The following is a 22,114-nucleotide window of genomic DNA, read 5'->3' on the forward strand; positions in this document are numbered from 1 at the left end:
TCCCGGTGTCCTTCAGGGTGCTGTGTCTTCCCTGCTCTTGCGGGCTCGCTCGGCCTTGCGGCGCAGCTGGTTGTAGGCGGCGGTCAAGCCCATCGCCTTGCGGGCTTCAAAGACCACCTGCTGCACTTCGCGGCGGGTGCGTTCGGTGCCTTCGACGATGATCTCGTCGACGAGGCCGCTCTGCTCCTCGTAGTGTGCGCGGCGCTCCCGCATCGGGTCGAGGAAGCGGTTGATGGCGGCAGCCAGCTTGTCCTTGACCTCGACGTCGCCGACCTTGCCCGCTCGGTAGCGTTCCTTGAGGTCGGCGACCTCCGCGGCGTTGTCGTTGAAGACGTCGTGGTAGATGAAGACGGGGTTGCCTTCGACCGTGCCGGGAATGTCGGCGCGGATCCGCTTGGGGTCGGTGTACATGCCGGCGACCCGCTTGCGGACATCCTCGGCGCTGTCGGAGAGGTAGATGACGTTGCCGATGGACTTGCTCATCTTGCCCTGGCCGTCGGTGCCCACCAGGGTGGGCACCTCGCTCTCGACGAGTTCGGGGACGGGGAAGGTCTCCCCGTAGAGGTAGTTGAACCGGCGGGCGATCTCCCGGGTGACCTCCACGTGGGCGTGGTTGTCCTTACCAACGGGAACGACGTGCGCCTTGACGCAGAGGATGTCGGCCGCCTGTAGCACAGGGTAGCCGAGCAGGCCGTACGGCATCTCTTCCTTGCCCGCGTCCCGAGCCATGTCCTTCAGGCTGGGCACGCGCTCCAGACGCGGCACGGTCACCAGGTTCTGGAACAGGGCGTTGAGCTCGGTGACCTCGGGGATGGCCGATTGCAGGTAGAAGGTCGCCCGTGTCGGGTCGATGCCGGCCGCGAGGGAGTCCAGGACCATGTCCCGGGCGTTGGTGGAGACCTTGGCGATGTCCTCCCGGGTGTTCTTGGTGGTGAGCATGTGCAGGTCGGCGATGATCAGGAAGGTCTCGTACTTGTGCTGGAGCTGCACCCGGTTGGCGATGCTGCCCACGTAGTGGCCGAGGTGCAGCTTTCCGGTGGGTCGGTCTCCGGTGAGCATGCGCTGGTCTGTCATGGAACTGATGGCCCTTCAAAGGTCTTGTCGTGCAACGACGGTCGATGAGATGAGGTCCCATTCTCGCCGGTCGTGTCCTGCTGAAGCGCCTCGATAAGTGGTTCGACGAAGGGCACGTCGATCAGATGGAGCTGTATCCAGCCGGGCATCGACCACCGCTGGCCGTCTCGGAACGGCGTCCCACTGGATCGCAGGCGCCTGGTGACCGATGCGTGGCGCGTGCCGAGATCCATCAGGAGGAAGTTCCCCTCGGTGTGCACGTAGGCGATGCCGAGGTTCTGGAGGGTTGCCGTGAGCCGTGCCCGGGCTTCGTGGCTGGCCTGTACCGTCCGCTGACGGGACTGGTCGTCCCTCAGCGCGCTGTGCGCCGCGGCGATCGCCAGCGAGTCCATCGTGTAGGGGAGCCGCTGGGCGCGCAGCCGATCGGCCAAGGGGGTGACTGCGAGTGCGTAGCCGACTCGGGCGCCGAGCAGGCAGTGAGCCTTGGACATCGACCCGAACAGCACAGCGCGCGGATACCGGCTGAGCAGCAGCGAGGCCGGCTCGATGGGCGTGCGTATGAAGTCGGCGTAGACGAGGTCGAGCAGTACGACGGCGTCATCAGGCAGGGCCTCGAAGAGGCGGTCGAGCAGCTCGGTGACTTGGCCGACGGCTCCGGAGACGGAGTGCGGCACGTCGATGACACAGAGTGCCGTGTCCTGATCAGCCAGACGGGCCAAGGCCGAGGTGTCGTGGGTGAAGGTGCTCGGATCCCACGCGGCAGCCGCGTACCGCAGGCGGTGGCGCTCGGCGAGCTCCTGGTACAGCTCGAACGTCGGCTCAGTTGCGACCACCTTTCCACCGGGGCGGGCTTGGATGCGGAAAAGCCAGTCCATGACCTCCGTGGAGCCGTGGCCCACCACAACCTGGTCAGGGTGTACTCCGGAGCGTTCCGCGATGGCAGCCTCCAGGTCGGTGGCGTAGCGGGGTGGCGGGCGGTGCAGTGCGCCTGCGGCCTGCCTGACGGCGGGTCCCACCTGCGAGGAGGTGCCTGCGCGCAGGGGCGTCGTGGTGGCGGCGCGGAGCCCGGCGACGACCCCGGTCAGGTGCTCCGCCTTGCAGTCCCCACAGCTCCGACCTGACAGGCAGCCGTCCAGCGCCCGCTGGGCGGTCTCCGGTGGACACAGCAGCTCGATCATGGCGAACGCCGAGCATCGCGTCGCATCCCCACCCAGGGAACGCTGCTCTTCGACGCTCGCCCGACCACCCGTCCGTGAGCGCAGGAACTTACGCTGGACCGTCGCCTCGTCGTCGTCCACGAAGACCACGGAGGACGGCTCGCGGACACTGCCCCGCTCACCTTCTCGCCGCAGGCTGGGGAAGAGCCGGCGGTAGAGCAGCTCCGGAACCTTGGCGTCGACGGCCCGTGCGGCTTGGGGAAGCAGGGCCGAGTGCGGTGCTTGCATGGCGTCGACCAGGGCGACACCTCCCTCCTCCATGCCTGCCGGGGTGTAGAGGAAGAAGCTGATCATGGCTTCCAGGTCGGTCAGTGCGCTCGCAGGTGTACTGCTGTCCCAGCCGTAGAGGCGGCGCATCCTGTCCAGCCTCAGCCCGGACAGCGCCTGGTGCTGCCACCGTCGTAGATCGGGGCCGTACTCGATGAGCTGGTCGGGCACCGAGGCTCCTGCGTAGTGGCAGACCGCGGTGCGGAAGCCATCGACGATGGAGGTGGAATCATCCGAGGCGTCGAACAGCAGAAGGTGCGCACCGCTGTCGGCCATCTGAGCTGCTGTACGTGCCAGTCCGAGGTGGCCCAGGTGCAGGCGCCGACCGGCGAACCCTACGCGGATCGGAGAGGCGGCCGAGCGGGGGAACGGTTGCGAGGCACCGAGCGTCTGGGTCGCCCAGACTTCGCCGGGGAGCATCGGCCTTTCCGTCTCCTGCGCCCGGTCATCGGAACAGACGACCGGGCGCAGGCCGAACTGCCGTGAGCGGTGCTCTTCGCGCGCGGCGGTCTGCCGGTTGCATGCCGCGTGCCACGCCGCCAGGGTCGTGGTCACGGTGCGCCTCCTCCCTCGGCGATGCCATGGAGGAACTCCAAGGCCGAGTGTTGTTCGTGTGGCGTTGCATGAGCGTCCGTTTTGCCGAAGTACACATCCGGGAAGCCGGGGTCCGCCTCATGGCACACGGCTCCGAAGGCCCAGAACCGGGCCGTGCAGCGGGCACGTTCCCGGTCGGCGTCATCGACTGGTGTCAGCCCGGTGTACACCCAGCCGCCGTGGGTGCCCGCAGGCGCGATGTACCCATCAGCCCGGAGTGCTTCGAGGTACGTGTGGCGCTGGTGCCCCCATACGCGGGTCATCAGCGGGGGGTTTCGCAGGAGCCTGGCCAGGTAGCCCGCAGCGTCCGGGTAGAGGTCGAGGAACGCCAGATGAGCGTGGGCGAGCAGTTGGTCCGCGTTCCAGGCCGTGTCCGGCTGTCCCAGCGCGAGCAATTCAGCAAGGGGCGCCAGGAACCGGGCGGTGTGCTGCGAAAGCAGCAGCTCACGCTCGGGCCGGTCGGTCACGAAGGGGCCAAAGAGCTTCAGCGTGAAGTATCCGCCGAACTGGCGCCTCAGTCCGTCGTCTGCCAGATCTCCGTGCGACAGCACGTAGATCGTCACGGGTGTCGCACCCCACGAGGCACTTCGCCGGTGCGGAGCACTGCTGAGGCTGCCGTCATGGAGGAGAAACGCATCGAGGTCGCTGCCCTCGCGCCCTTGGCCGAGCGGCAGGCTGCCGTAGAAGACCCACTGCCGGCCCTCGCGGGGGATGTCGGCCACGACAGGTTCCAGCAGGGCGATGAGATCGGGGATCCTGTCGACGAAGTCCTGGCTGATCACCTCTTCCACCGGACCGGTCAGCATCCCAGCCACGCGTCCACCTCCTCCGACCATCGTCCGTCGGCGTCGGCCAGCAGGCCCCTGACACCAAGCGCCCTGGCGGCAGCGACGTTCGCCGGCTTGTCGTCCACGTAGAGGGTTCGGGCCAGGTCAGTGCTGCCGAGCACTCGGTCGTAGACCGCTCGATCCGGCTTGACCAATCCCGTGAGGCTGGAGATCCACACGTCCGAGAAATGGCCGGCCAGGGCGAGCGCCTCCAGCCTCGGGACGAGCCACTCGTGCCGGTGGTTCGAGACCAGGATCAGGCGGGCCTGCCGTCCCCAGGACGGCAGCCGGCGGACCACAGGCATGGCCCGCATGGACTGGTCGAGGACCGTACGCCACTCTGCCGGAGCGCGCTCCAACCCGCAGGTCGCGGCCAGGGAGGTCCAGAAAGACGTCTCATCCATGCGGCCGGCCCACAGGTCATCGCGGAACCGCTGCCTGAAGAGCTGGGCGACCACAGTGGGGCTCAGACCACTGGAAGACGCGACGGCGCGGAACAACGGCTCCATGGGTTCACCCAGCACGACTCCGCAGGCGTCCAGCAGCAGTATCCGGTCCGGGGCTTCGCAGTGCAGCCGCGGTTGGCTCCTCACAGCGTCCTCCCGGCCAGATCGCCACCGCTGCCATCGCCGGGAACGGCCGGCATGGCTGCAACCAATACGTCACCCATTGAGTGGGTAGCGATCGCGGACGGCCCCATCAACAAGGGGATGCACGTCGGCAGATAGCGCATGATGAGGCTCCATCAGTAGATCGGTGATCCGTGCGTAACCGGACTCTCCGGCTGAAGTGACCGTGCTGGCGCTACGGCCGTTCTCTGCGGGTTCGGTGACAGACTGGAACTGCGCACCCTCTACACCTCCGTTCCGCGGGCCGTGCCCTCCTCCCGTTTGAGAAGCAGAGCCGAAGGTCAAAGCGAGCCGACACAAGGGAGTTGATGACGTTGCCCTGCGGCCTTCTCGGTCTCCTGCGACAGTAGGCGGGGAGTCCCGCGGCACCCCGGAAAATCCTTCCGGGGCCCCTTTCGGCCACGAGGTGATGCTCAGGACATGCGAGGAATCACAGAGCATCTGACCACCGGGGAGCGCGTCGCCTGGTACCGGCGCCGACGCGGCCTTTCTCAAGAGGTCCTGGCCGGCCTTGTCGGACGCACCACGGACTGGCTGAGCAAAGCGGAGAACAACCGGATCGAGCTCGACCGCCTCTCGGTGATCACTTCACTTGCCGAAGCCCTCGACGTGTCCCTCGGAGACCTGCTCGCCGAACCGACCCTCATGGAGTGGTCCAACGACAGCGGCCGGCATACAGTCCCGGCCTTGCGAAACGCCCTCATGGACTACAGGCAGCTCACGCCTTTGTTGGGAACCTCACCCGACGAGGAACCACCTGCTCTGGAGCGCTTGCGGGCCGACGTGAAGGAAGTCCTCGATGCCTACCAAGTCTCCCGGTACGGCTTCGCCACTCGACGGCTTCCATTTGTCCTGGCCGATGCCCTTGCCGCCTCCCGCGCGTACTCAGGGCGCGAACGGGAGGAGGCTCATGCCGAGCTCGCCCTGGCCTACCACGGTGCGGCACTGGTGCTGGGTAAGGTCGGCGAGTCGGAACTGGCGTGGATCGCCGCCGACCGTGGATTGGCAGCCGCGCAACAGAGCGGCCAGAACTCGGTGACGGGCTCGCTCTTCCGGGCGGTCACGCACTGTCTGATGGCTACCGGCCGCTTCACCGCGGCGATCCAGATGGTGAACGATGCGGCAGCCGTCATGCAGCCGGATCTGGGCACCGCAAACGACGAGTACCTTTCCGTCTACGGCACGCTCTTCCTCGCCGGCGCTATGGCGGCCGCCCGAGCGGAGGACCGGGCAACCACACAGACCTTCCTTCGGGAGGCCGACGAAGCCGCGCAGCGGCTGGGCACCGACGCCAACCACCTATGGACGGCCTTCGGACCGACCAATGTGGCCATCCACTGCGTCGCCACCGCCAGAGAGCTCGGTGACATCCAGATAGCCGTGGACCTCGGACAACGCATCGACACCAGTGGCTTGCCTGTCGAACGGCGTGTGAGGCACAGCCTGGAAGTCGCCCGCGCACTCAGCGCCTGGAACCGGACCGACGAAGCCCTGGCCAGGTTGCTGGACGCCGAACGAGCCGCTCCCGAACAGGTACGCCACCACTACCTGAGTCGGGAACTGGTCATCGGCTGGATCCGCGGCACCCGTGGCCGCCCGTCCCAACCCGTGGCGGACCTGGCACGCAGACTCGGCGTCGTGGGTGGCTAGAGTCCATCCCGTGAGCGAAAACGAGCACGAAGCGAAGATGGCCCACCCGCGCATGGCAGCAGGCGCACTCTTCTTCGACGACGCCGACCGAATCCTGCTCATCGAACCCTCGTACAAGGACTATCGCGATATCCCCGGCGGATACGTCGAGCACGGGGAGTCGCCCCTGCAAGCCTGCGTGCGCGAAGTCCACGAGGAGCTAGGCATCAAGCCCCCCATCGGTCGCCTGCTCGTCGTGGACTGGGCACCGAACCCGGGAGAGGGCGACAAGGTCCTCTATCTCTTCGACGGGGGCCGCCTCAGTGCAGGCCAACGCCAGCAGATCGCGCTGCAAGCCGACGAGCTCCGCGGCTTCGGCTTTCACCACGCCGAAGAGCTGCCCGAGATCACCATCCCCCGCCTCGTACGCCGAATCACTGCCGGCATCCAGGCTCGCGCGAGCGGCTTGACCGCCTACTTGGAACACGGGATGTCGCCAGGAGCAGGGGCGGAACGCCGCTGAACATGGAGTTCAAGAGGGCGAAACAGGGTTAGCGCCTTCCCGGTGCTGCCAGGATCGTCTGCATGGATCGAAGGGACTATCTCGGCCAGTCAATGATGCAGGCCGCTGTGCTGCCGGCGCGCGCCGCCTATCTCATCCGCGTGGGAAGCGACACCGGTTTCCGTCGCGCAGTGCAGGAAGCGAGCACTCGGTGGGGCGGGATGACCGAACCCATCCTTGCCATTCCGGAGAACGGCGAGATCCCCGACGAGCTGCGGCAGACGGTAGCCACCGCGAAGGTCGAAGCTGTCGTCAACGTGGACGTCGACGACGCGCTCGCCCAGCGCGCGGCTGCCGCCCTGAGCCTGACCTGCATCCCGATCGCCCAGATCGACCATGCTGGCGCCGCGATGTTCACCTGCCATCCGCTGCACGTCAACCCCCCTGTGCAGCCATCCACCCTGCCGGTCGTCGCTGTGGAGGGAGCGCCGCTGTGGCAAGTGGCTGCTGCTGGCCTCCTCAGCGAGGACCAGGCGGATGAGCTGCGACACACCGCTCTCGCCGTGCGCTCGGGCCTGCCCGACGAGTACGGCCGGACGCAGCTGTACGGAGCCACCCATCTGCAGAGCACGATCGCGCAGTTCGGCGAGCACCGCAGCAACGCCTTCGGATCGCTGCCCGCAGCCGTGTGGGTCACCGCGCCCGACGACGTCGAGGACTGCCTAGCGTTCTGGAACGCCCGCGCGCTCCGGCCGGCCAGCCGCGCCGGGATGCCTATGCTGCTGCTACCTACCGGACAGGTCCAGCACTGGCTGGGCCTCGCCCAGCAGCTGACCGGTATGCTCAGCCGACCTGCGGAATTCGCCCCCGATGTGATGCTGCTCAGCAGAAACGTCCCCCAAGAGCAATTGCACGAGATCGCCAAGGTCCTGGAGCTGCAGCACACGGAGGAAGAGGTCAGGGCCGGCACAGAGTTCCCCACTCCCGCGCTTCGGCAGGCTCCCTTCACCTACCGGACCGACCTAGATCCACGCCAGTGGCTGCTGCGGGAGCGCGAGTACGGATTGTCGACCTCGTTCGACGCACACGTGTTCGCCGGAGATGCGAGCACACTTCGGTTCACCTCGCCCGTGCACTTCCACACCCAAGGCAGCTGGGCGCTGATCCGGGCATGGGGTAGCCCGTTCGACGGCCTCCCACGGCGCAACTGCGTCGCGACGCTGGTCGAGAAGGCCGCGGAGTGGCGCGGCGACAGCATTCAGCTGCGCTCTCACGCACAGAACGAGTACATCTTTTCGATCACCGTGCCCACGCTCGCGCAGGCCGCCGAAGCAGTGTTGGCGGAGGCGAGCACCCGCCACACCCTGTCTGACAAGGGCAAGCTCGGGGTCGCGTTGCAAGCACAGGCCGAGATCGCCGCTCTGCTCGAACCAGGGGTGTACGAAGCGGTGATCGCCCTCACGACTCCCCGGTCCAAGGAACTCCTCAAGGAGCTGCGGAAGATCAAAGCGGAAGGATCGGACGACTTCGCACAGTTGGTCGAGCTGGCATCAATGTGGGGTGGCCGTGCCGAGCGTCGCTACCGCCCCACCACGAAGTTGGAGCTGCCGCCGAAGCGAGCCTCCGAGGCGGCTGAGCGCCTGTGCGCGCTCGGCTGGGCCGAACGCGGGGTGGAAACAAACTGTGTCCAGTGCGGCGTCCGCACCTTCCACCCCTTCGAGCAGACCCAACGCCGACCGGTGTGCCCAGGCTGCTCCGCCCCTTCCCGCTACGAGACCACTGCGGACGGGCTATCCGTCTTCTACCGGCTGGACAGCTTCGTGGACCGCGCCAGCGACCAGGGCCTCCTCCCCCACCTGCTCGTCATCGCCGCGCTGACAGAGAGGGAGCCGAACTCGTACTTCCTGCCCGGCGTCAACCTGTGGTTCTCCGACCAGACACGCGGCGAGGCCGATGTCTTCGGCCTCTACGGCGGGCGCGTGCTGTCCGGCGAGGTCAAGGCGTCCGCGTCCCACTTCACGACCGAACAGCTCACCCACGACATCGCCCTAAGCGCCCGCCTCGGTGTCGATATCCACCTCCTCGCCGCCGTCGACACCGTCCTCCGGGCCACCCGCGAGCAGGCCGCCGAGCTCTGCTCCGACGCCGGGCTGGAGCTCCTCGTCCTCGACAAGAGCGAGCTCCGGCGTTCCTGACGCCGGCTCGACCCGGGCGCACTTCCTTCGACGTGCTCAGGATCGGATCGGCATGCCGTCTGAGATCAATTCCGGTCAGTTGTCTTTCTTGATCAGTTATCTCAAGACATACGGAAGCGCAGGACGGTCAAAGCAACGGGACTGCGGACCTTCTGTCTCACACTGGGCCCGCGAGCAATAGACCGGAGGCCACCGTGGGCAAACTGACGGAGGAGCAGCGGCAGCAGCGGGCCCGAGCGGGAGCCCGCAGAAAAGCACTGCAGGCTGAGGAGGACGACCGGCGCCAGGAGGAAAAGCGCGAGCAGTGGCAACGGGAAGGCATGTACCTGAGCCGTGAGGAGCTGATAGCGGGGCATCCCTGCCGTGGCTGCGGCGAGCCGATTCTCGACGGCCTCGGCGACCGGCCACCGCTGTTGCGGATGACGTCTGAAGAACGGGCCGAGTACGACGCGGAGGAGGCCCGATACAAGGAGCGGCATGGCGAGTGTCGAGCCCATCGCTGGACGGTGAGTGGGTCCCGCACCCAGCATTGTGGCCACTGCTGCCCACCTCCTCCCATGGGTGAGGAACAGGCGAGGGCCATCGCAAAGATCCTTTTCGGCCATAAGACCGACAAGCGGGATTTGAACGACTGGGACCTCACACTCACTTGTGACCACACCGTTCGCCGCACCCAACACCGCGACCACCAGCACTACTCGACATCCGTTGTGCAATGCCCGACCTGCGGGGAGCGGCGAGGCGTGATCGAGGCCGCGCTCGTCGGGCCCACGGAGGACTCCGACGGCAAGGTCCAGCAGGAGCGCTTGGCTACCGAGCTTCGGGCAGCTAAGGCGAAACTGGAGCGTCAGCGCAAGGCCGCGATCAAGACGGAGCAGCGGATCGCCGACATCGCCAAGGAGCTCGGAGGCACTCAAGGGTAGATCCGGCGGTGGCCCGAAGGGGACGAGTAGATTCCCGAGTCCCAGCAACACCAGGTTCTCCGCGACGTCCTGCTCTACCGGAACGATGCGGCATCGACATTCATCTGGGCGACGGAGTAGCAAGGGCGGGGGCCCCGAGCCAGGCTGCGGCCAACAAGGACGGGCGGATATCCGATCTCAGGCAGTATGAGGCCGACCGCGTACGCTGGGTGCATTCTCGATTGCGGACGCGATCGCGGCGTTCGCATCCTTCCGGGCAACGCGTTGACGGAGACGAGTAGCCAGGGACCACGCGAGCAGAGAGAGCCGCCGGCAGCTGGGAAGGCGGTCTCGCGCCCCGAGGCGAAGACCCTCCCGAGCGCGGGGAGGAACGGCCTCTCTTATGGCCCAATGCCCCGCCGGCTGGCCCCCGTCACCGGGCCAGAACGAGGCCGCCACCTGGTGGCGGTGAAAGTGCGGTGGTACCGCGAGTTGCCCTTCTCGCCCGCACTCCCAAGGGATCATGACGATGTCCTTCGGAGGACCGCAATGATCCAAAGCCGCGTACACGTCTCCGACCTGCGAGAACACGTCGGCCGTACCGTCACCGTCTTCGGCTGGGTGAACACCCTGCGCCTGCAGAGCAAGATGCAATTCGTCGTCGTACGCGACGGAACCGGCATGGTGCAGGTGACCCACAAGCGTGACAACGGGCCGCTGGAGGCCCGGCTCCAAGCCCTCACTCCCGAATCCGCCGTCAAGATCACCGGACGGGTCACGGACGCCGCCCAGGTCAAGCTAGGCGGCCTGGAGATCGTTCCGGAGACCGTCGAGGTCCTGAACCCGGCCGCCACCCCGCTGCCGATCGACGAGCAGACGGGCATCGAGCACCGGCTGGACTGGCGCTTCCTGGACGTGCGCCGCCGTCCCGCCGCCCAGCTGATGTTCGCCGTGCAGACCACCCTGGAACAGGGGCTGCGCGAGTACGCCTACGCGCAGGGCGCCACGGAGATGCACACCCCCAAGCTCATGGGCACCGCCTCGGAATCCGGAGCGGAGGTCTTCGAGCTCGGCTACTTCGGCCGCAGCGCCTACCTGGCCCAGTCGCCGCAGTTCTACAAGCAGATGGCGATCTCGGCCGGCATCGAGAAGGTCTTCGAGATCGGCCCCGTCTTTCGTGCCGAGCCGTCGTTCACCTCCCGGCACGCCACCGAGTTCACCGGCGTCGACGTCGAGCTCGCCTGGATCGACGGCATCGATGACGTCATGGCGTTCGAGGAGCGGATGCTCACCCACGCCATCGCCAAAGTCGCCGACACCCACGGCGAGGCCGTCCGCGAGCGGTTCTGTGTGGAGATCACGGTCCCCACGACGCCCTTCCCCCACATCACCATGGCCGAGGCGCACGAGATCCTGCGCAAGGGCGGCTGGACCCCGGAGGGGATCAAGGAGGACCTAGGCCCGGAGGGCGAGCGACGCATCCGCGCCCACGCCCATATCCAGCAGGCCACCGGCCACGAGTTCGTGTTCATCACCCACTATCCCGTCAGCAGCCGACCCTTCTACCACATGCGGCCGGCCGACGACCCCAGCGTGACCCTGAGCTTCGACCTGCTCTGGAAGGGCCTGGAGATCACCACCGGCGCCCAGCGCGAGCACCGCTACGACGTGTTGCTGAAGCAGGCCGCCGAGAAGGGCATGAGCCCGGAGCCGATGCAGGACTACCTGAACGCGTTCCGGTACGGGTGCCCGCCACACGGCGGGCTGGGCATGGGCCTCGGACGCGTACTGATGGTCATGCTCGGCCTGGAGTCGATCCGCGAGGCCACCTTCCTCTTCCGCGGACCAAACCGGCTCACCCCCTAGCCGACCACTGCATTCTGCCTACCTGTGATGTCCCCCTCTACCAGAGCCTCGTTCGCTGAAAGCATGGACGGATGAGTGTTCACGAACTGGGGCCTTGGGTGCCGACGCGCCCGGAGGACCTGGCCGCGATGTTCGCCGAAGCCGACTTCCCGTGGTGGATCGCCGGCGGGTACGCGATCGAACTCGCCGTCGGTCGCGAGCTACGCCCGCACGGCGATCTCGACGTCCTGGTCCTCCGCCGCGACCAGGCGCTCGCGCGAGAGATGCTGAGCGACTGGGACATGCACGTTGCGGACCCGCCTGGCGCGGGGCACCTGCGTCCCTGGCGTCCGGGCGAGATGCTTGAAGTGCCCCTCCACGACATCTGGTGCAGACGCACACGTAAGGCGCCCTGGTCGGTGCAACTCATGCTGGACGAGGCCGAGGGCGCCCAGTGGGTCTCGCGGCGCAACCCAGGGGTCCGACTTCCGCTCGCGCGATTGGGGCGGAGGAGTCCGACCGGCATCCCTTACCTTGCGCCCGAGGTGCAGCTCTTCTACAAGACGAAGGCCACACGGGACAAGGACGAGACTGACTTCGAAGCGGTATTGCCGCTCCTGGACGAGTCACAACGCGTCTGGCTAGCGGATTCGATCGCGATGACCGCCCCGGACCATCCCTGGCGGAAACGTCTCTTGTCCGCAGACCGAACCTGAGAGGCCAGCCGTCTTCGCCGTGTCGCACGCCGATACCTCGACTGCCTGAGCCGGGCTCGCTCCGCTGCTACGGTCGCCGATATGGCGCTCTCAAGTCCCGCAACGCAGCCAGTTGATCTACGGGTGGAGCCGGTCGACGAGGTTCTTGATCGGGTTGAGCGGTGTCTCCAGGTGTCCCTACTCCCGGATTCGGTGATCCGCAAGCGTCGGACCGTCGGGGCCCGGACAGACCGTGATACGTGGATCCGGGTGGAGCGGCGCGCACACGCCCAGATCCCAGAACAGGGGTGGAACGGCACAGAGTGTGCCGCACGTCTCGAAGGCGTCGCCCAGCCCGAATGGCACGGATGTATGGTCTGGCGAGCGGGAGACGGCTCGGCGATGTGGCGGGCAGACGAGACCGAGCTCCTGCCGAGCCCTCCTGTCGGCACCGCTGTGCTGAGCCAGGCTCCGAAGCTTCCGGACGAGTGGTGGAATGCGTTGAACGCCACATTGGACGCGCTGGCGTCGCAGCCCACGAGGCGGATCGCCACGCCGGACACCGCCGCCATCACCCAGGAGCTCGTCACTGCGTCCATCCGCAGTGTTTTCCCCGAGGACTTCGACACGACCGTCGAGCGGTGGGTGCCAGCCCACGCCGACCTGAACTGGGCCAATATCACCGCACCGGTGTTCAGCCTCTTCGACTGGGAGGACTGGGGCAGCGCGCCGCTGGGGCTGGACAGCGCGACATTGTGGGCGAGTTCCCTTGTGATCCCAGCCTTGGCTGATCGCGTGTGGCGGGAGCGCCGGCGCGACTTCGAGACTCGGGACGGCAAGCTGATGACGCTGTTCGTTTGCTCAAGGCTTCTTGGTCCGTACGCGCACCCTGAGGATCCCCGGCTGCGGCCAGCAGGACGCATGGCCGAGGAGGTCATCAAGCAGCTCCAGGCCGGGTGATCGCGAGAGGTAGCTCTGCACGCCGAAGCCGGGGCATGTTCGACGGATGCTGCTCAAGATCGAAAACCGCCGATCCGGCAACAGCTACCTACCTGCGAGGGGACTGCCGCTCCACCTGCCCCAGTATGCGGCTGGCCAAGTCCATGAAGTTCGTGATCGACGGCGCTTCCACGATCAACAACCGTCCGTGGCTACTGCCGTCGTCGAAACCGCATCCTGTGTCGCGGACCAACGGTGTCAGCCAGTGGACGGTCGGGCGCTCCGCTGCGAAGTAGACAACCGGCCGCGGAGACCATGAGTGATCGGACAGGTGGCTCCGGCAGCTTGCCGCAGTGAAGCAGCCAATGGATGTAAGGGCATACGAGAGGCCCGCCACGCCGAGTTCAAGGGAGCCGAGAAGTGGTTCGGCGGTATAGCCGTCCCCGACGAGTTCGACGATCTCACTCTCGGGATGCTCGGCGACAAAGCCTGCTGGCAGGCTGTCCGGGTCGTTTGACTCCAACGCGTTGGCGATTGCCTCGAAGTCAACGTGGGTCAGCGCGGCACGGTCGACCAGGTTGGAGAGGTGTCGCTCCTCCTTGACCATGGCGACGGCCTCCTCGTGGCTCACATCGCCGATGTCCCACACTCCCCGAAAGAACCCGTATCCCTCTTCATCGATCTCGTCCTCAGGTGGCAGACCTAACGCCACATTGGCAGGAAAGCTGGGGTCAACCTCTATGTCCACGACCGGAATCACGGGCGGCTCCAAGTAGTTGTCAGCGACCTTCTACCCCACCGTAACCCTGCCCTTGGCCCATTCACATCAGTCGCTTGCACGCCTGGTTGCGCTGACGATTGCCATCGCCGCTCTCGTCTCGTTCCGGTCTGGCCCCATGGCACAGGTATCCGGCGGGCCGCCGAGGCGCGGGTCTAGAACACAGCCCGAACGCGCTCTGTACTTCCGAGCGATGGCCGGGTCGCGGGAGTAGCTGAAGCGGACGCGCAGCCAGCCTCGGGGCGCCTGCACCATGTCGCTCCGAAGCTGCAGCACAACGACTGCTCCTGGCTGCGGACATACGGAGGTCCTGTTCCTCCGTGCCAGTACCATTAGCGGCGGGTGGGGGGAGCCCTGCGTGACCGGCCTGGCAGGCGTGTTCCAGTCGCGGTCTCTGTCCGCCTGGTGCCTCTGGCTCTCCGGGACAGCTGTGCACCGACCGAGGGTCCCGGGGAGAAGTGGGACTGGGACCACACATGACGTACGACATCGCAGCTCCCGAGCCCGCCGGGATGGTCGCCTCGCTGAGCTCGCTGGGCTACTCGTTGCCGGCAGCGATTGCCGATCTCGTCGACAACAGCATCTCCGCGAAGGCACAGAACATCGACGTCGAGTTCGCCTGGGCCGGAAGCGACTCCTGGATCGCGGTCGTGGACGATGGCGACGGCATGAGCCAGGAGGAACTCGTCACGGCCATGACCGTGGCGGCGCGAGGACCGGCAACGCCTCGCTCGCCCACTGATCTGGGGCGGTTCGGGGTCGGTCTGAAGTCCGCGTCGTTCTCGCAGGCGAGACAGCTCACCGTGGCGACAGCCTGCGACGGCCAGTGGCACACGCGCACGTGGGACCTCGACGTGGTCGAGAAGTACGGCGAGTGGCGGTTGCTCCACGGGGCCGACGACGACACCGCCGCCATTCTCCAGAGAGTCCGGCCTTGCGGCGGCCATGGCACGGTGGTGCTGTGGCGTCGGCTCAACGGCTATCACACCGTCGCTGTCACCGAGGACGACGAGCGTACCCAGAAGCAGTTCTACGCCGAGGCCACACGCACCGAGGCGCATCTCGGCATGGTCTTCGCACGGTTCCTCGTGGGAACCCGGCGACGCGCTCTAAGGGTTTCAGGAACCGCCGTACAGCCCTGGGACCCCTTCATGACTGCTCATCCCTCGGTCCAGCGGCTGCCTGCCGAGGAACTTCCCCTGGGTAACGGATCGGTGAGGGTCGAAGCGTTCGTCCTCCCGAGCGCCCACCGCCTGACTCCTGATGAGTTCAGCCATGCGGCAGGACCGCAGGGATGGCTTGATCAGCAGGGCTTCTACGTGTACCGGCGCAACCGTCTGATTCTTGCGGGGGACTGGTTGGGGCAGCGCGGGATGCGTCGCGAGGAGAAGTACAACCTCGCTCGCATATCTGTCGACATCCCGGCTGAGTCAGACGCCGAGTGGGGAGTAGACGTGCGAAAATCCAGCGTCGTCCCGCCTGTCAGCCTACGACCCCACCTTCATCGCATCGCACGTCAGGCCCGCACGAGGGCCGCAGAGGTGCTGCGACACCGCGGCCAGGTCGCCGCACGTACACACGGCGATCCCCTGGTGTACGTCTGGAACGTACGTCGTGCGGACGGCCGGCTCACCTGCCGGATCAACCGCAGTCATCCGCTGGTCCAGGCCACGCTGAGGCAGGGAGGCGCGAACCCGGCTGACGTCCGTGCTCTGATCCGTCTCCTGGAGGAGACGGTACCCGTCGCCACACTCCGTGTGATGCACGAGACCGACACCAGCGACGATCCCGATCCCTTCGGCGGGGCGGGTCCCGCTGACGAGACTGCGACCGAGGTCGCACAGCGCATCTACGAGTCCCTTGTCTCAGGTGGCCGTTCGCCTGCTGCAGCGCGCGAACGGCTGCGCACCATGTCTCCCTTCGACCAGCTACAGGGGTTCTGGAGTACCTGAGCCTGTTGTCGGTGGTCCCCCATACTCTGCTCCATACCGTCTCAGACCAGTTGGAGGTTCCCCGTGAGCTCCACCCCCGACGAACCCCTCGCAAAGGCGAAGCGGTTGGTACGCAGCTTCCTGCCACAGGACCGGCAGCCCAGCCCGGACGAGGTGCAGATCGCGGTCAACGCGATCTTCGGCATGCTGGCCGCACAGGGGGAAACTCTGGACCGGGACCAGCTGGCCAAGGAGATCGAGGCCATGATCACGGTGTTCCAGGAGCGTTCCCTGGGACTCGTTGACCCCAAGGGGCACGAGCCCTGGCTCCCTGAGGCGAAGAACAACCGTTCCTGGGATTTCTGGGAGCGATACCGCTGGTTCCTCGAGGATGTCGAGGACCTGCCGCTTTCGGTCGTGCGACGGCTGGACCAGACCTCGGACGAGGTCTTGAGTCAACTGGAGGATCCGCGGCGGCCTGGCCCCTGGCGCCGCAAGGGGCTCGTGATCGGCCAGGTGCAGTCAGGCAAGACCGGACAGTACATCGGACTCGCTTCCAAGGCGGTTGACGCGGGCTACAAGCTCGTCGTAGTTCTCGCCGGCATCCACAACGACCTCCGGAGCCAGACGCAACTGCGCATAGACGAGGGCCTGCTGGGCTTCGACACCCAGCACCAGATGCGCTCCAACGAGAACGGGGACTCCCGCACCATCGGTGCTGGACTCATGCCGCTGCAGGGCAAGAAGCTCGACATCGCGTCTCCGACGAACAGCTCCGAGAAGGGAGACTTCGGACGCCAGGCCGCAGCCACGATCAACTTCCCGCTCGGCAGCTTTCCTGTAGTGCTCGTCGTCAAGAAGCACTGGAAGATTCTCGAGTACCTGCGCAGGTGGGTGACCGACGTGCAGGGCACCGAGGGCGAGAACGGCCGCAAGATCGTGCGCGACGTTCCGCTCCTGGTCATCGACGACGAGGCCGACAACGCGTCGATCAACACGGTCCGCGATCCTGACGACGACCCCACCAGGACAAACAGGGCGATCCGAGACCTCATCAACAGTTTCGACAGGGCGGCGTACGTCGGGTACACGGCCACTCCGTTCGCCAACATCTACATCGACCCCGACGCAGACCACGACGAGGTGGGCGGGGATCTCTTCCCGGAGAGCTTCATCCGCAGCCTCCCCTCGCCCTCGAACTATCTCGGCCCGGAGCGCGTGTTTGGACTCCAGGTGGATGACGAGGATGAGGAGGACGTGGATCCGCTGCCGCTGGTGCGTCACGTGAACGACTCCGACAGCTGGTTGCCGAGCCGGCACAAGGCCGGCGACAGGCCCCGTGGGGATCTCCCTCGGTCTCTACGTGAGGCCGTTGCGTCGTTCGTGCTCTCGTGCGCGGCTCGCCGGGCCAGGGGCCAGGTAAGGGTGCACAACTCCATGTTGGTGCACGTGACCCGGTTCACGGCTGTGCAGAGCCTTGTCCGCGAACAGGTGGAGGACCACCTGCACTTCCTTGTGGACTCGCTCCGTGACCGGTACGGGAAAGGGCCGAAGCTTCTTGCGGAGTTCCAGGAACTCTGGGAGCGCGACTTCGTTCCCACCACCGCGCACTTCCCGGCTGACGAGGCTGAACCTCTGACCTGGGAGCAGGTGTCGACGGAGCTTCTGGACGCGATCAGGAAGATCCAGGTCAAGGCGGTGAACGGCACTTCCCGGGACGCTCTCGACTACTACGACAACCGCAAGGACGGCCTCTCTGTCATCGCCATCGGCGGCCAGAAGCTGTCCCGGGGCCTCACGCTTTCAGGGCTCACGGTCAGTTACTACCTGCGCTGGGCCAACACGTACGACACGCTGCTCCAGATGGGCAGGTGGTTCGGGTACCGACCCGGGTACGAGGACCTGTGCAGGCTGTACACCACGCCTGCCGTCGAGGACGCCTACGTGGAGGTCACGGCTGCGACCGATGAACTACGCCGCGAGGTCGAGGAGATGGCCACGCTCGGTCTTACACCCCGGCAGTTCGGTCTGAAGGTCCGCTCGTCGTCGCTGGGGCTCATGGTCACTGCGGCGAACAAGATGAGGCAGAGTGAGAGGATCCTGCTCAGTTACTCCGGCGAGGGGCCTGAGACGGTGATCTTCAACCTTGCCGACCGAGCTGTGAAGCGTAACTTCAAGTCGCTCGAGGACCTGGTGCGGCACCTCGACGGCATCACGGAACCCGAAACGGCGGTCAGCGGCGGCACGGTGATGTGGCGGGGGGTACCGCCGGAAGTGGTCTCCGAGTTCGTGGCCTCCTACGAGACCGACCGCATGGCCCAGAGGGTCCGTCCCCGACTCATCGCAAAGTACATCGAACAGTGTGCCAAGGTGGGTGAGCTGGGCAACTGGACCGTCTGCCTGGTAGGCAAGTCGGCGGCCACTCACGTGGACGTCGCCGGGCATTCGGTCGGACCAGTTACGCGTGCCCCGCTCAACCCGGAGTTCAGAGCAGAGGGGCGGTACACGATCCGTCGTGTCCTCAGCCCGCGCGACGAGGGCCTCGACCTCGACGAAGCACAGCTTGAAGCGGCACGGGCGGCCGCTGGGAAGGCAGCGAAGCAGAAGGAGAAGACCTCGGTCCCGAAGCACCCGTCGGGTCCGTACCTCCGTCGTCAGCGACGTCCCGACCAAGCCCTGCTACTCATCTATCCCATTGAAGTACCGGGATCCGAGGACGACTCCCCGGAGCTGCCGCTGGTGGGCTTCCAGGTGAGCTTTCCCTACTCCCGTAACCAGTCGAAGACCGAGTACGTGGCGAACAGCATCTACCTGCAGGAGGACATCTACGCCCTCGACGAGGAGGACGAGGCGTGACGGTCACCGAGGAGGACTGGCACGAGCTTGAGCGCCCTCACGACTCGCCAGGACGCTCCAGCCGTCGGTTGCATCCGGACTCCCCGCTGGACGTGTTCCTCTCCGTCGCCCATCCAGGGGGACAGCGCATGCTGGTACTCAGGGCCGACGCCCGCTCGGCAGACCACATCGTGCGTTCGGTTGGGCGACTGCCCCGGGCGGCCGGCATCGAGATGCAGCTGAGTGCGGTGTCCCGTCTCGAGTACGAGCTCCAGTTGGTCCTTACGGCGAACGACCTCCGGGAAGTGTTCAACCCACTCGTGACCGACGTTGCCGACACCGCGCGTTCAGCGCCGGCCGCTGCCGACGCTCTGACAGCCGCCGTGAGCAGGTTCGAGCGCTGGCAGGATCTCCTGCGCACGGTTGGCACGGACGGGCTGGGAGCGGAGGCGCGGAGGGGGCTCTACGGGGAACTTCTGGTGCTTGGTGACCACCTCCTGAGCACCCTGTCCGAGACCGAGGCTGTGGAGTCCTGGACGGGACCGACAGGCGCCAACCAGGACTTCCAACTCCCTGGAGTCGCGATCGAGGTCAAGGCCAGTGCCGCGAAGCACCCCCGCAGCGTCCGCATAGCGAGTGAGCGACAGCTGGACGACACCGGTGTCCCGCACCTGCTGCTGTGCATGATGGTGCTCGACGAACGACGGGGTGGGTCCGGCGAGAGCCTGAACCGTCGTGTGGAGCGCGTCCGGGGGCACCTTGCCAGCGCTGCTGCCAGGGCCCGATTCGACGGCCTGCTTATCCAGGCAGGTTACCTGCCCGGACATCACGATCTCTATGACGAACCTCGATACACCGTTCGTGACCTACGCTTCTGGCACGTTCGGGATGGCTTTCCCAGGCTTGTCGAGTCGGACCTTCCCGAGGGCGTCAGCGACTGCACCTACCACGTGACCGTCTCGGGGTTGGACAGCTATCTGGCGTCAGTCGACGATGTGAGCATGTTGATCGGGGGAGCCCATGAGTGAGCAGGACCTGGCCGAGTACTCCCGGAGCCTCGTCGCTGACATTCAGGCGACCGCGGACGCCGAGGGAACGACAACTCCGGAGGCGTTCACACACAGGGTCCTGTTCGACCTGGAAAATGCCGGCGTCGTCTCCAACACCTTCAGCGCGTACCACAAGGCCCACGGTCACGAGGTCCATGCGTACGGCATTGGAGAGGCGGGTGAGTCCTTGGACCTCTTCCTCACCGATTTCCACCTGGCCCCGCTGGAGACGAAACTCACCAAGGCCCAGACCGAAACCTCGTTCAAACGGCTGTTGACCTTCGCACGTCGTTGCCAGGAGGGCCTGCAGCAACATATTGACGAGTCCTTCGACGTGTACGACATGTGCGAGGCGGTCGAGAAGGCCCTGACCGAGGTGCAGAGGATCAGGCTCTTCCTCCTCAGCAACCGCGTCGCCACGACCGTGGAGGTCCCACCCACCCACTTCGACGGCCTCCCGGTCGTCCACGAGGTGTGGGACCTGGCGCGGCTGCACCGTCACGAGACGTCGGGATCGCTCAGCGAGCCCATCGTGGTTCCCTTCACGCCTCCGCTGCCCTGCGTTTCCGCTCCGAGTTCGGAGCGGGACCATTCCGTCGTGCTCGCTGTGATACCCGGAGAGTTGCTGGCGGAGCTGTACGCGGAGCACGGGACACGGCTTCTCGAACTCAATGTGCGTTCGTTCCTGCAGGCCCGTGGTTCCGTGAACCGAGGCATCCGGGAGACCCTGTTGCACGCGCCCGGCCGCTTCCTGGCCTACAACAACGGGATCACGGCAACGGCCTCCCAGGTCGACTTCGTGACAGGCCCGGACGGAGAGCCGACCCACATCTCCCGCGTACACGGCCTCCAGATCGTCAACGGCGGGCAGACCACGGCGTCACTCCACTATGCCCGGTCACGGGACAAGGCCGACTTGTCCCAGGTCCGGGTCCAGATGAAGTTGACGGAGGTCTCGCCCGAGCGTCTCACCGAGATTGTTCCCAAGATCTCGGAGTACTCGAACACGCAGAACCGGGTGACCCAGGTCGACTTCAGCTCGAACCACGAGTATCACGTGGCGATCCAGCGGATCACCCGTTCCCTCTGGGCTCCCGCAGCCGACGGCAGTGGTCAGGAGACCCACTGGTTCTACGAGCGGGCACGCGGCCAGTACACGGACGAGCTCGCCAAAGCCCGTACGCCTGCCCGACAACGCCAGTTCAAGAGGATCAATCCGACGAAGAAGAGGTTCACCAAGGCCGATCTGGCGAAGTTCGTCCACTCGTGGATCCAGCTGCCCCACCTGGTGAGTCGGGGTGCACAGAAGAACTTTGTCGAGTTCATGCTGCGTATCGACGAGGCGCCACCACGTGTCGACATCCAGTACTGCCAGCGGGTGATCGCAATGGCGATCCTGTTCAAGGCCGTGGACCAGGTTGCCGCCGGCCATGGAGCGGGCAGTCACAAGAGCCTTGTGACGACGTACACGATGGCGAGGCTGTCCCTGGCCACCAAGCAGCGGATCGACCTTGACCGGATCTGGCGTGAGCAGGGGATCTCCGCCGCCCTGGAAGCCGCGGTGGACGATCTGTGCCCCCGCGTCATGGAGGCGGTGACGAACCCGCTGGAGGGCAACCACGTGGGCGAGTGGGCCAAGAAGGTGGGGTGTTGGGACGCCGTTTCACGAGTGCGCTGGGCGGTCCCCGATGCCCTGGCGGCCGAACTCCTGGACCTGCCCCTGGACGAAGCAGCACTGGCCGGCGGCAGCCCGGACGCCGAGGGGGCGGTCGAGGAACTCCTGGTTGTGCCAACCGGCGAGTGGTACGCGCTGGAGCGGTGGGCCAAGGAGACGCACAACCTCGAACCCTGGCAGAGGCAGCTGGCCCAGTCCGTCGGGAGACGGATGGAGAACGGCCAAGAGGTGCCCGAGACACAGGCACTCCAGGCCCTTCACGCGCGTAGCGAGGCTCTGCGCCTGGGGTTCACTCCTGCTCAGTGATGGGACCACGCAGGTCCTGAGTCCTCGGTCAGAGCATGCCCTTCTCGACCAAGTCCCTGACAGCGTCCTCGGCCCGCCTCAGGACGATCCGTCCGTCACCGTCACTGAAGGCGACGAGATCGGAGCCCGGTGCGATGCCGGCCTCCGCCAGCAGGCCGAGCGGCAGCTCGACCCGACCCTGATCATCGACATGGAGTTCGGCTGGTTCCCGGAGCATGGGAAGAG

At 66.3% G+C, this 22,114-nt stretch carries 18 protein-coding genes; 11 read left to right on the plus strand and 7 right to left on the minus strand.

Going from position 1 to position 22,114, the window contains the following annotated elements; translation table 11 throughout:
- Positions 1–12 precede the first annotated feature (12 nt).
- The 5 genes from trpS to ACWC2T_RS03555 are packed head-to-tail and all read right to left on the minus strand — an operon-like array spanning position 13 to position 4,712.
- On the minus strand, positions 13–1,074 hold the full coding sequence (gene trpS / locus ACWC2T_RS03535; protein WP_450668797.1) for a tryptophan--tRNA ligase: 1,062 nt from the start codon (positions 1,072–1,074) through the stop codon (positions 13–15).
- Entirely contained in the window at positions 1,071–3,113 is a 2,043-nt protein-coding gene (locus ACWC2T_RS03540) for an aminotransferase class I/II-fold pyridoxal phosphate-dependent enzyme (RefSeq protein WP_450668798.1), read from the minus strand. The genes trpS and ACWC2T_RS03540 overlap by 4 nt, the downstream gene beginning before the upstream one ends.
- The gene (locus ACWC2T_RS03545) at positions 3,110–3,967 is read right to left on the minus strand and encodes a hypothetical protein (RefSeq protein WP_450668799.1); all 858 of its coding nucleotides are present in this window, start codon (positions 3,965–3,967) and stop codon (positions 3,110–3,112) included. The genes ACWC2T_RS03540 and ACWC2T_RS03545 overlap by 4 nt, the downstream gene beginning before the upstream one ends.
- Entirely contained in the window at positions 3,952–4,572 is a 621-nt protein-coding gene (locus ACWC2T_RS03550; protein WP_450668800.1) for an HAD-IA family hydrolase, read from the minus strand. The genes ACWC2T_RS03545 and ACWC2T_RS03550 overlap by 16 nt, the downstream gene beginning before the upstream one ends.
- Entirely contained in the window at positions 4,569–4,712 is a 144-nt protein-coding gene (locus ACWC2T_RS03555) for a hypothetical protein (RefSeq protein ID WP_159045444.1), read from the minus strand. Before ACWC2T_RS03555 ends, ACWC2T_RS03550 begins: the two co-directional genes overlap by 4 nt.
- 316 nt (positions 4,713–5,028) lie before the next feature.
- On the opposite strand from ACWC2T_RS03555, the gene ACWC2T_RS03560 reads away from it, so the two are divergent.
- From ACWC2T_RS03560 to ACWC2T_RS03590, 7 genes are all read left to right on the plus strand, one after another.
- Entirely contained in the window at positions 5,029–6,258 is a 1,230-nt protein-coding gene (locus ACWC2T_RS03560) for a helix-turn-helix domain-containing protein (RefSeq protein ID WP_450668801.1), read from the plus strand.
- Positions 6,259–6,268: 10 nt separating this feature from the next.
- Positions 6,269–6,760, plus strand: a complete 492-nt coding sequence (locus ACWC2T_RS03565; protein WP_079048563.1) for an NUDIX domain-containing protein — start codon at positions 6,269–6,271, stop codon at positions 6,758–6,760.
- 62 nt (positions 6,761–6,822) lie between these two features.
- Positions 6,823–8,934 carry a hypothetical protein gene (locus ACWC2T_RS03570; protein WP_450668802.1) on the plus strand — a complete coding sequence of 704 codons (2,112 nt, stop codon included), beginning with the start codon at positions 6,823–6,825 and terminating at the stop codon, positions 8,932–8,934.
- 194 nt (positions 8,935–9,128) lie between these two features.
- The gene (locus ACWC2T_RS03575; RefSeq protein ID WP_142218652.1) at positions 9,129–9,857 is read left to right on the plus strand and encodes a hypothetical protein; all 729 of its coding nucleotides are present in this window, start codon (positions 9,129–9,131) and stop codon (positions 9,855–9,857) included.
- A 528-nt stretch (positions 9,858–10,385) separates the two neighbouring features.
- Positions 10,386–11,702, plus strand: a complete 1,317-nt coding sequence (aspS, locus tag ACWC2T_RS03580) for an aspartate--tRNA(Asn) ligase (RefSeq protein ID WP_450668803.1) — start codon at positions 10,386–10,388, stop codon at positions 11,700–11,702.
- A 71-nt stretch (positions 11,703–11,773) separates the two neighbouring features.
- Positions 11,774–12,397 carry a nucleotidyltransferase domain-containing protein gene (locus ACWC2T_RS03585; protein WP_450668804.1) on the plus strand — a complete coding sequence of 208 codons (624 nt, stop codon included), beginning with the start codon at positions 11,774–11,776 and terminating at the stop codon, positions 12,395–12,397.
- Positions 12,398–12,478: 81 nt separating this feature from the next.
- Positions 12,479–13,336 carry a hypothetical protein gene (locus ACWC2T_RS03590; protein ID WP_450668805.1) on the plus strand — a complete coding sequence of 286 codons (858 nt, stop codon included), beginning with the start codon at positions 12,479–12,481 and terminating at the stop codon, positions 13,334–13,336.
- An 88-nt stretch (positions 13,337–13,424) separates the two neighbouring features.
- Here the strand turns inward: ACWC2T_RS03590 and ACWC2T_RS03595 are convergent, their stop codons facing one another.
- Positions 13,425–14,075 (minus strand): hypothetical protein, encoded by a 651-nt coding sequence (locus tag ACWC2T_RS03595; RefSeq protein ID WP_055704534.1) that lies wholly within the window; start codon positions 14,073–14,075, stop codon positions 13,425–13,427.
- A 494-nt stretch (positions 14,076–14,569) separates the two neighbouring features.
- Here ACWC2T_RS03595 and ACWC2T_RS03600 point away from each other — a divergent pair, with 494 nt between their 5' ends.
- From ACWC2T_RS03600 to ACWC2T_RS03615, 4 genes are all read left to right on the plus strand, one after another.
- Complete coding sequence (locus tag ACWC2T_RS03600) at positions 14,570–16,045, plus strand: ATP-binding protein (RefSeq protein ID WP_055704535.1); 1,476 nt, start codon at positions 14,570–14,572, stop codon at positions 16,043–16,045.
- A gap of 63 nt (positions 16,046–16,108) precedes the next feature.
- Positions 16,109–18,880 carry a Z1 domain-containing protein gene (locus tag ACWC2T_RS03605; RefSeq protein ID WP_200422308.1) on the plus strand — a complete coding sequence of 924 codons (2,772 nt, stop codon included), beginning with the start codon at positions 16,109–16,111 and terminating at the stop codon, positions 18,878–18,880.
- The gene (locus ACWC2T_RS03610; RefSeq protein ID WP_200422307.1) at positions 18,877–19,887 is read left to right on the plus strand and encodes a PD-(D/E)XK motif protein; all 1,011 of its coding nucleotides are present in this window, start codon (positions 18,877–18,879) and stop codon (positions 19,885–19,887) included. Before ACWC2T_RS03605 ends, ACWC2T_RS03610 begins: the two co-directional genes overlap by 4 nt.
- Positions 19,880–21,889 carry an AIPR family protein gene (locus ACWC2T_RS03615; RefSeq protein ID WP_450668806.1) on the plus strand — a complete coding sequence of 670 codons (2,010 nt, stop codon included), beginning with the start codon at positions 19,880–19,882 and terminating at the stop codon, positions 21,887–21,889. The genes ACWC2T_RS03610 and ACWC2T_RS03615 overlap by 8 nt, the downstream gene beginning before the upstream one ends.
- Positions 21,890–21,917: 28 nt before the next feature.
- Here ACWC2T_RS03615 and ACWC2T_RS03620 read toward each other — a convergent pair whose 3' ends face one another.
- Positions 21,918–22,106, minus strand: a complete 189-nt coding sequence (locus ACWC2T_RS03620) for an AbrB/MazE/SpoVT family DNA-binding domain-containing protein (RefSeq protein ID WP_004939606.1) — start codon at positions 22,104–22,106, stop codon at positions 21,918–21,920.
- Positions 22,107–22,114 lie beyond the last annotated feature (8 nt).

The organism is Streptomyces sp. NPDC001393 (assembly GCF_053597455.1).

Excerpts from the sequence above, each read along its gene's own strand:
- trpS (WP_450668797.1), bottom strand. The coding sequence starts at position 1,074 with ATGACAGACCAGCGCATGCTCACCGGAGACCGACCCACCGGAAAGCTG.
- ACWC2T_RS03555 (WP_159045444.1), bottom strand. The coding sequence starts at position 4,712 with ATGCGCTATCTGCCGACGTGCATCCCCTTGTTGATGGGGCCGTCCGCG.
- ACWC2T_RS03560 (WP_450668801.1), top strand. The coding sequence starts at position 5,029 with ATGCGAGGAATCACAGAGCATCTGACCACCGGGGAGCGCGTCGCCTGG.
- ACWC2T_RS03570 (WP_450668802.1), top strand. The coding sequence starts at position 6,823 with ATGGATCGAAGGGACTATCTCGGCCAGTCAATGATGCAGGCCGCTGTG.
- aspS (WP_450668803.1), top strand. The coding sequence starts at position 10,386 with ATGATCCAAAGCCGCGTACACGTCTCCGACCTGCGAGAACACGTCGGC.
- ACWC2T_RS03585 (WP_450668804.1), top strand. The coding sequence starts at position 11,774 with ATGAGTGTTCACGAACTGGGGCCTTGGGTGCCGACGCGCCCGGAGGAC.
- ACWC2T_RS03590 (WP_450668805.1), top strand. The coding sequence starts at position 12,479 with ATGGCGCTCTCAAGTCCCGCAACGCAGCCAGTTGATCTACGGGTGGAG.
- ACWC2T_RS03600 (WP_055704535.1), top strand. The coding sequence starts at position 14,570 with ATGACGTACGACATCGCAGCTCCCGAGCCCGCCGGGATGGTCGCCTCG.
- ACWC2T_RS03615 (WP_450668806.1), top strand. The coding sequence starts at position 19,880 with ATGAGTGAGCAGGACCTGGCCGAGTACTCCCGGAGCCTCGTCGCTGAC.
- ACWC2T_RS03620 (WP_004939606.1), bottom strand. The coding sequence starts at position 22,106 with ATGCTCCGGGAACCAGCCGAACTCCATGTCGATGATCAGGGTCGGGTC.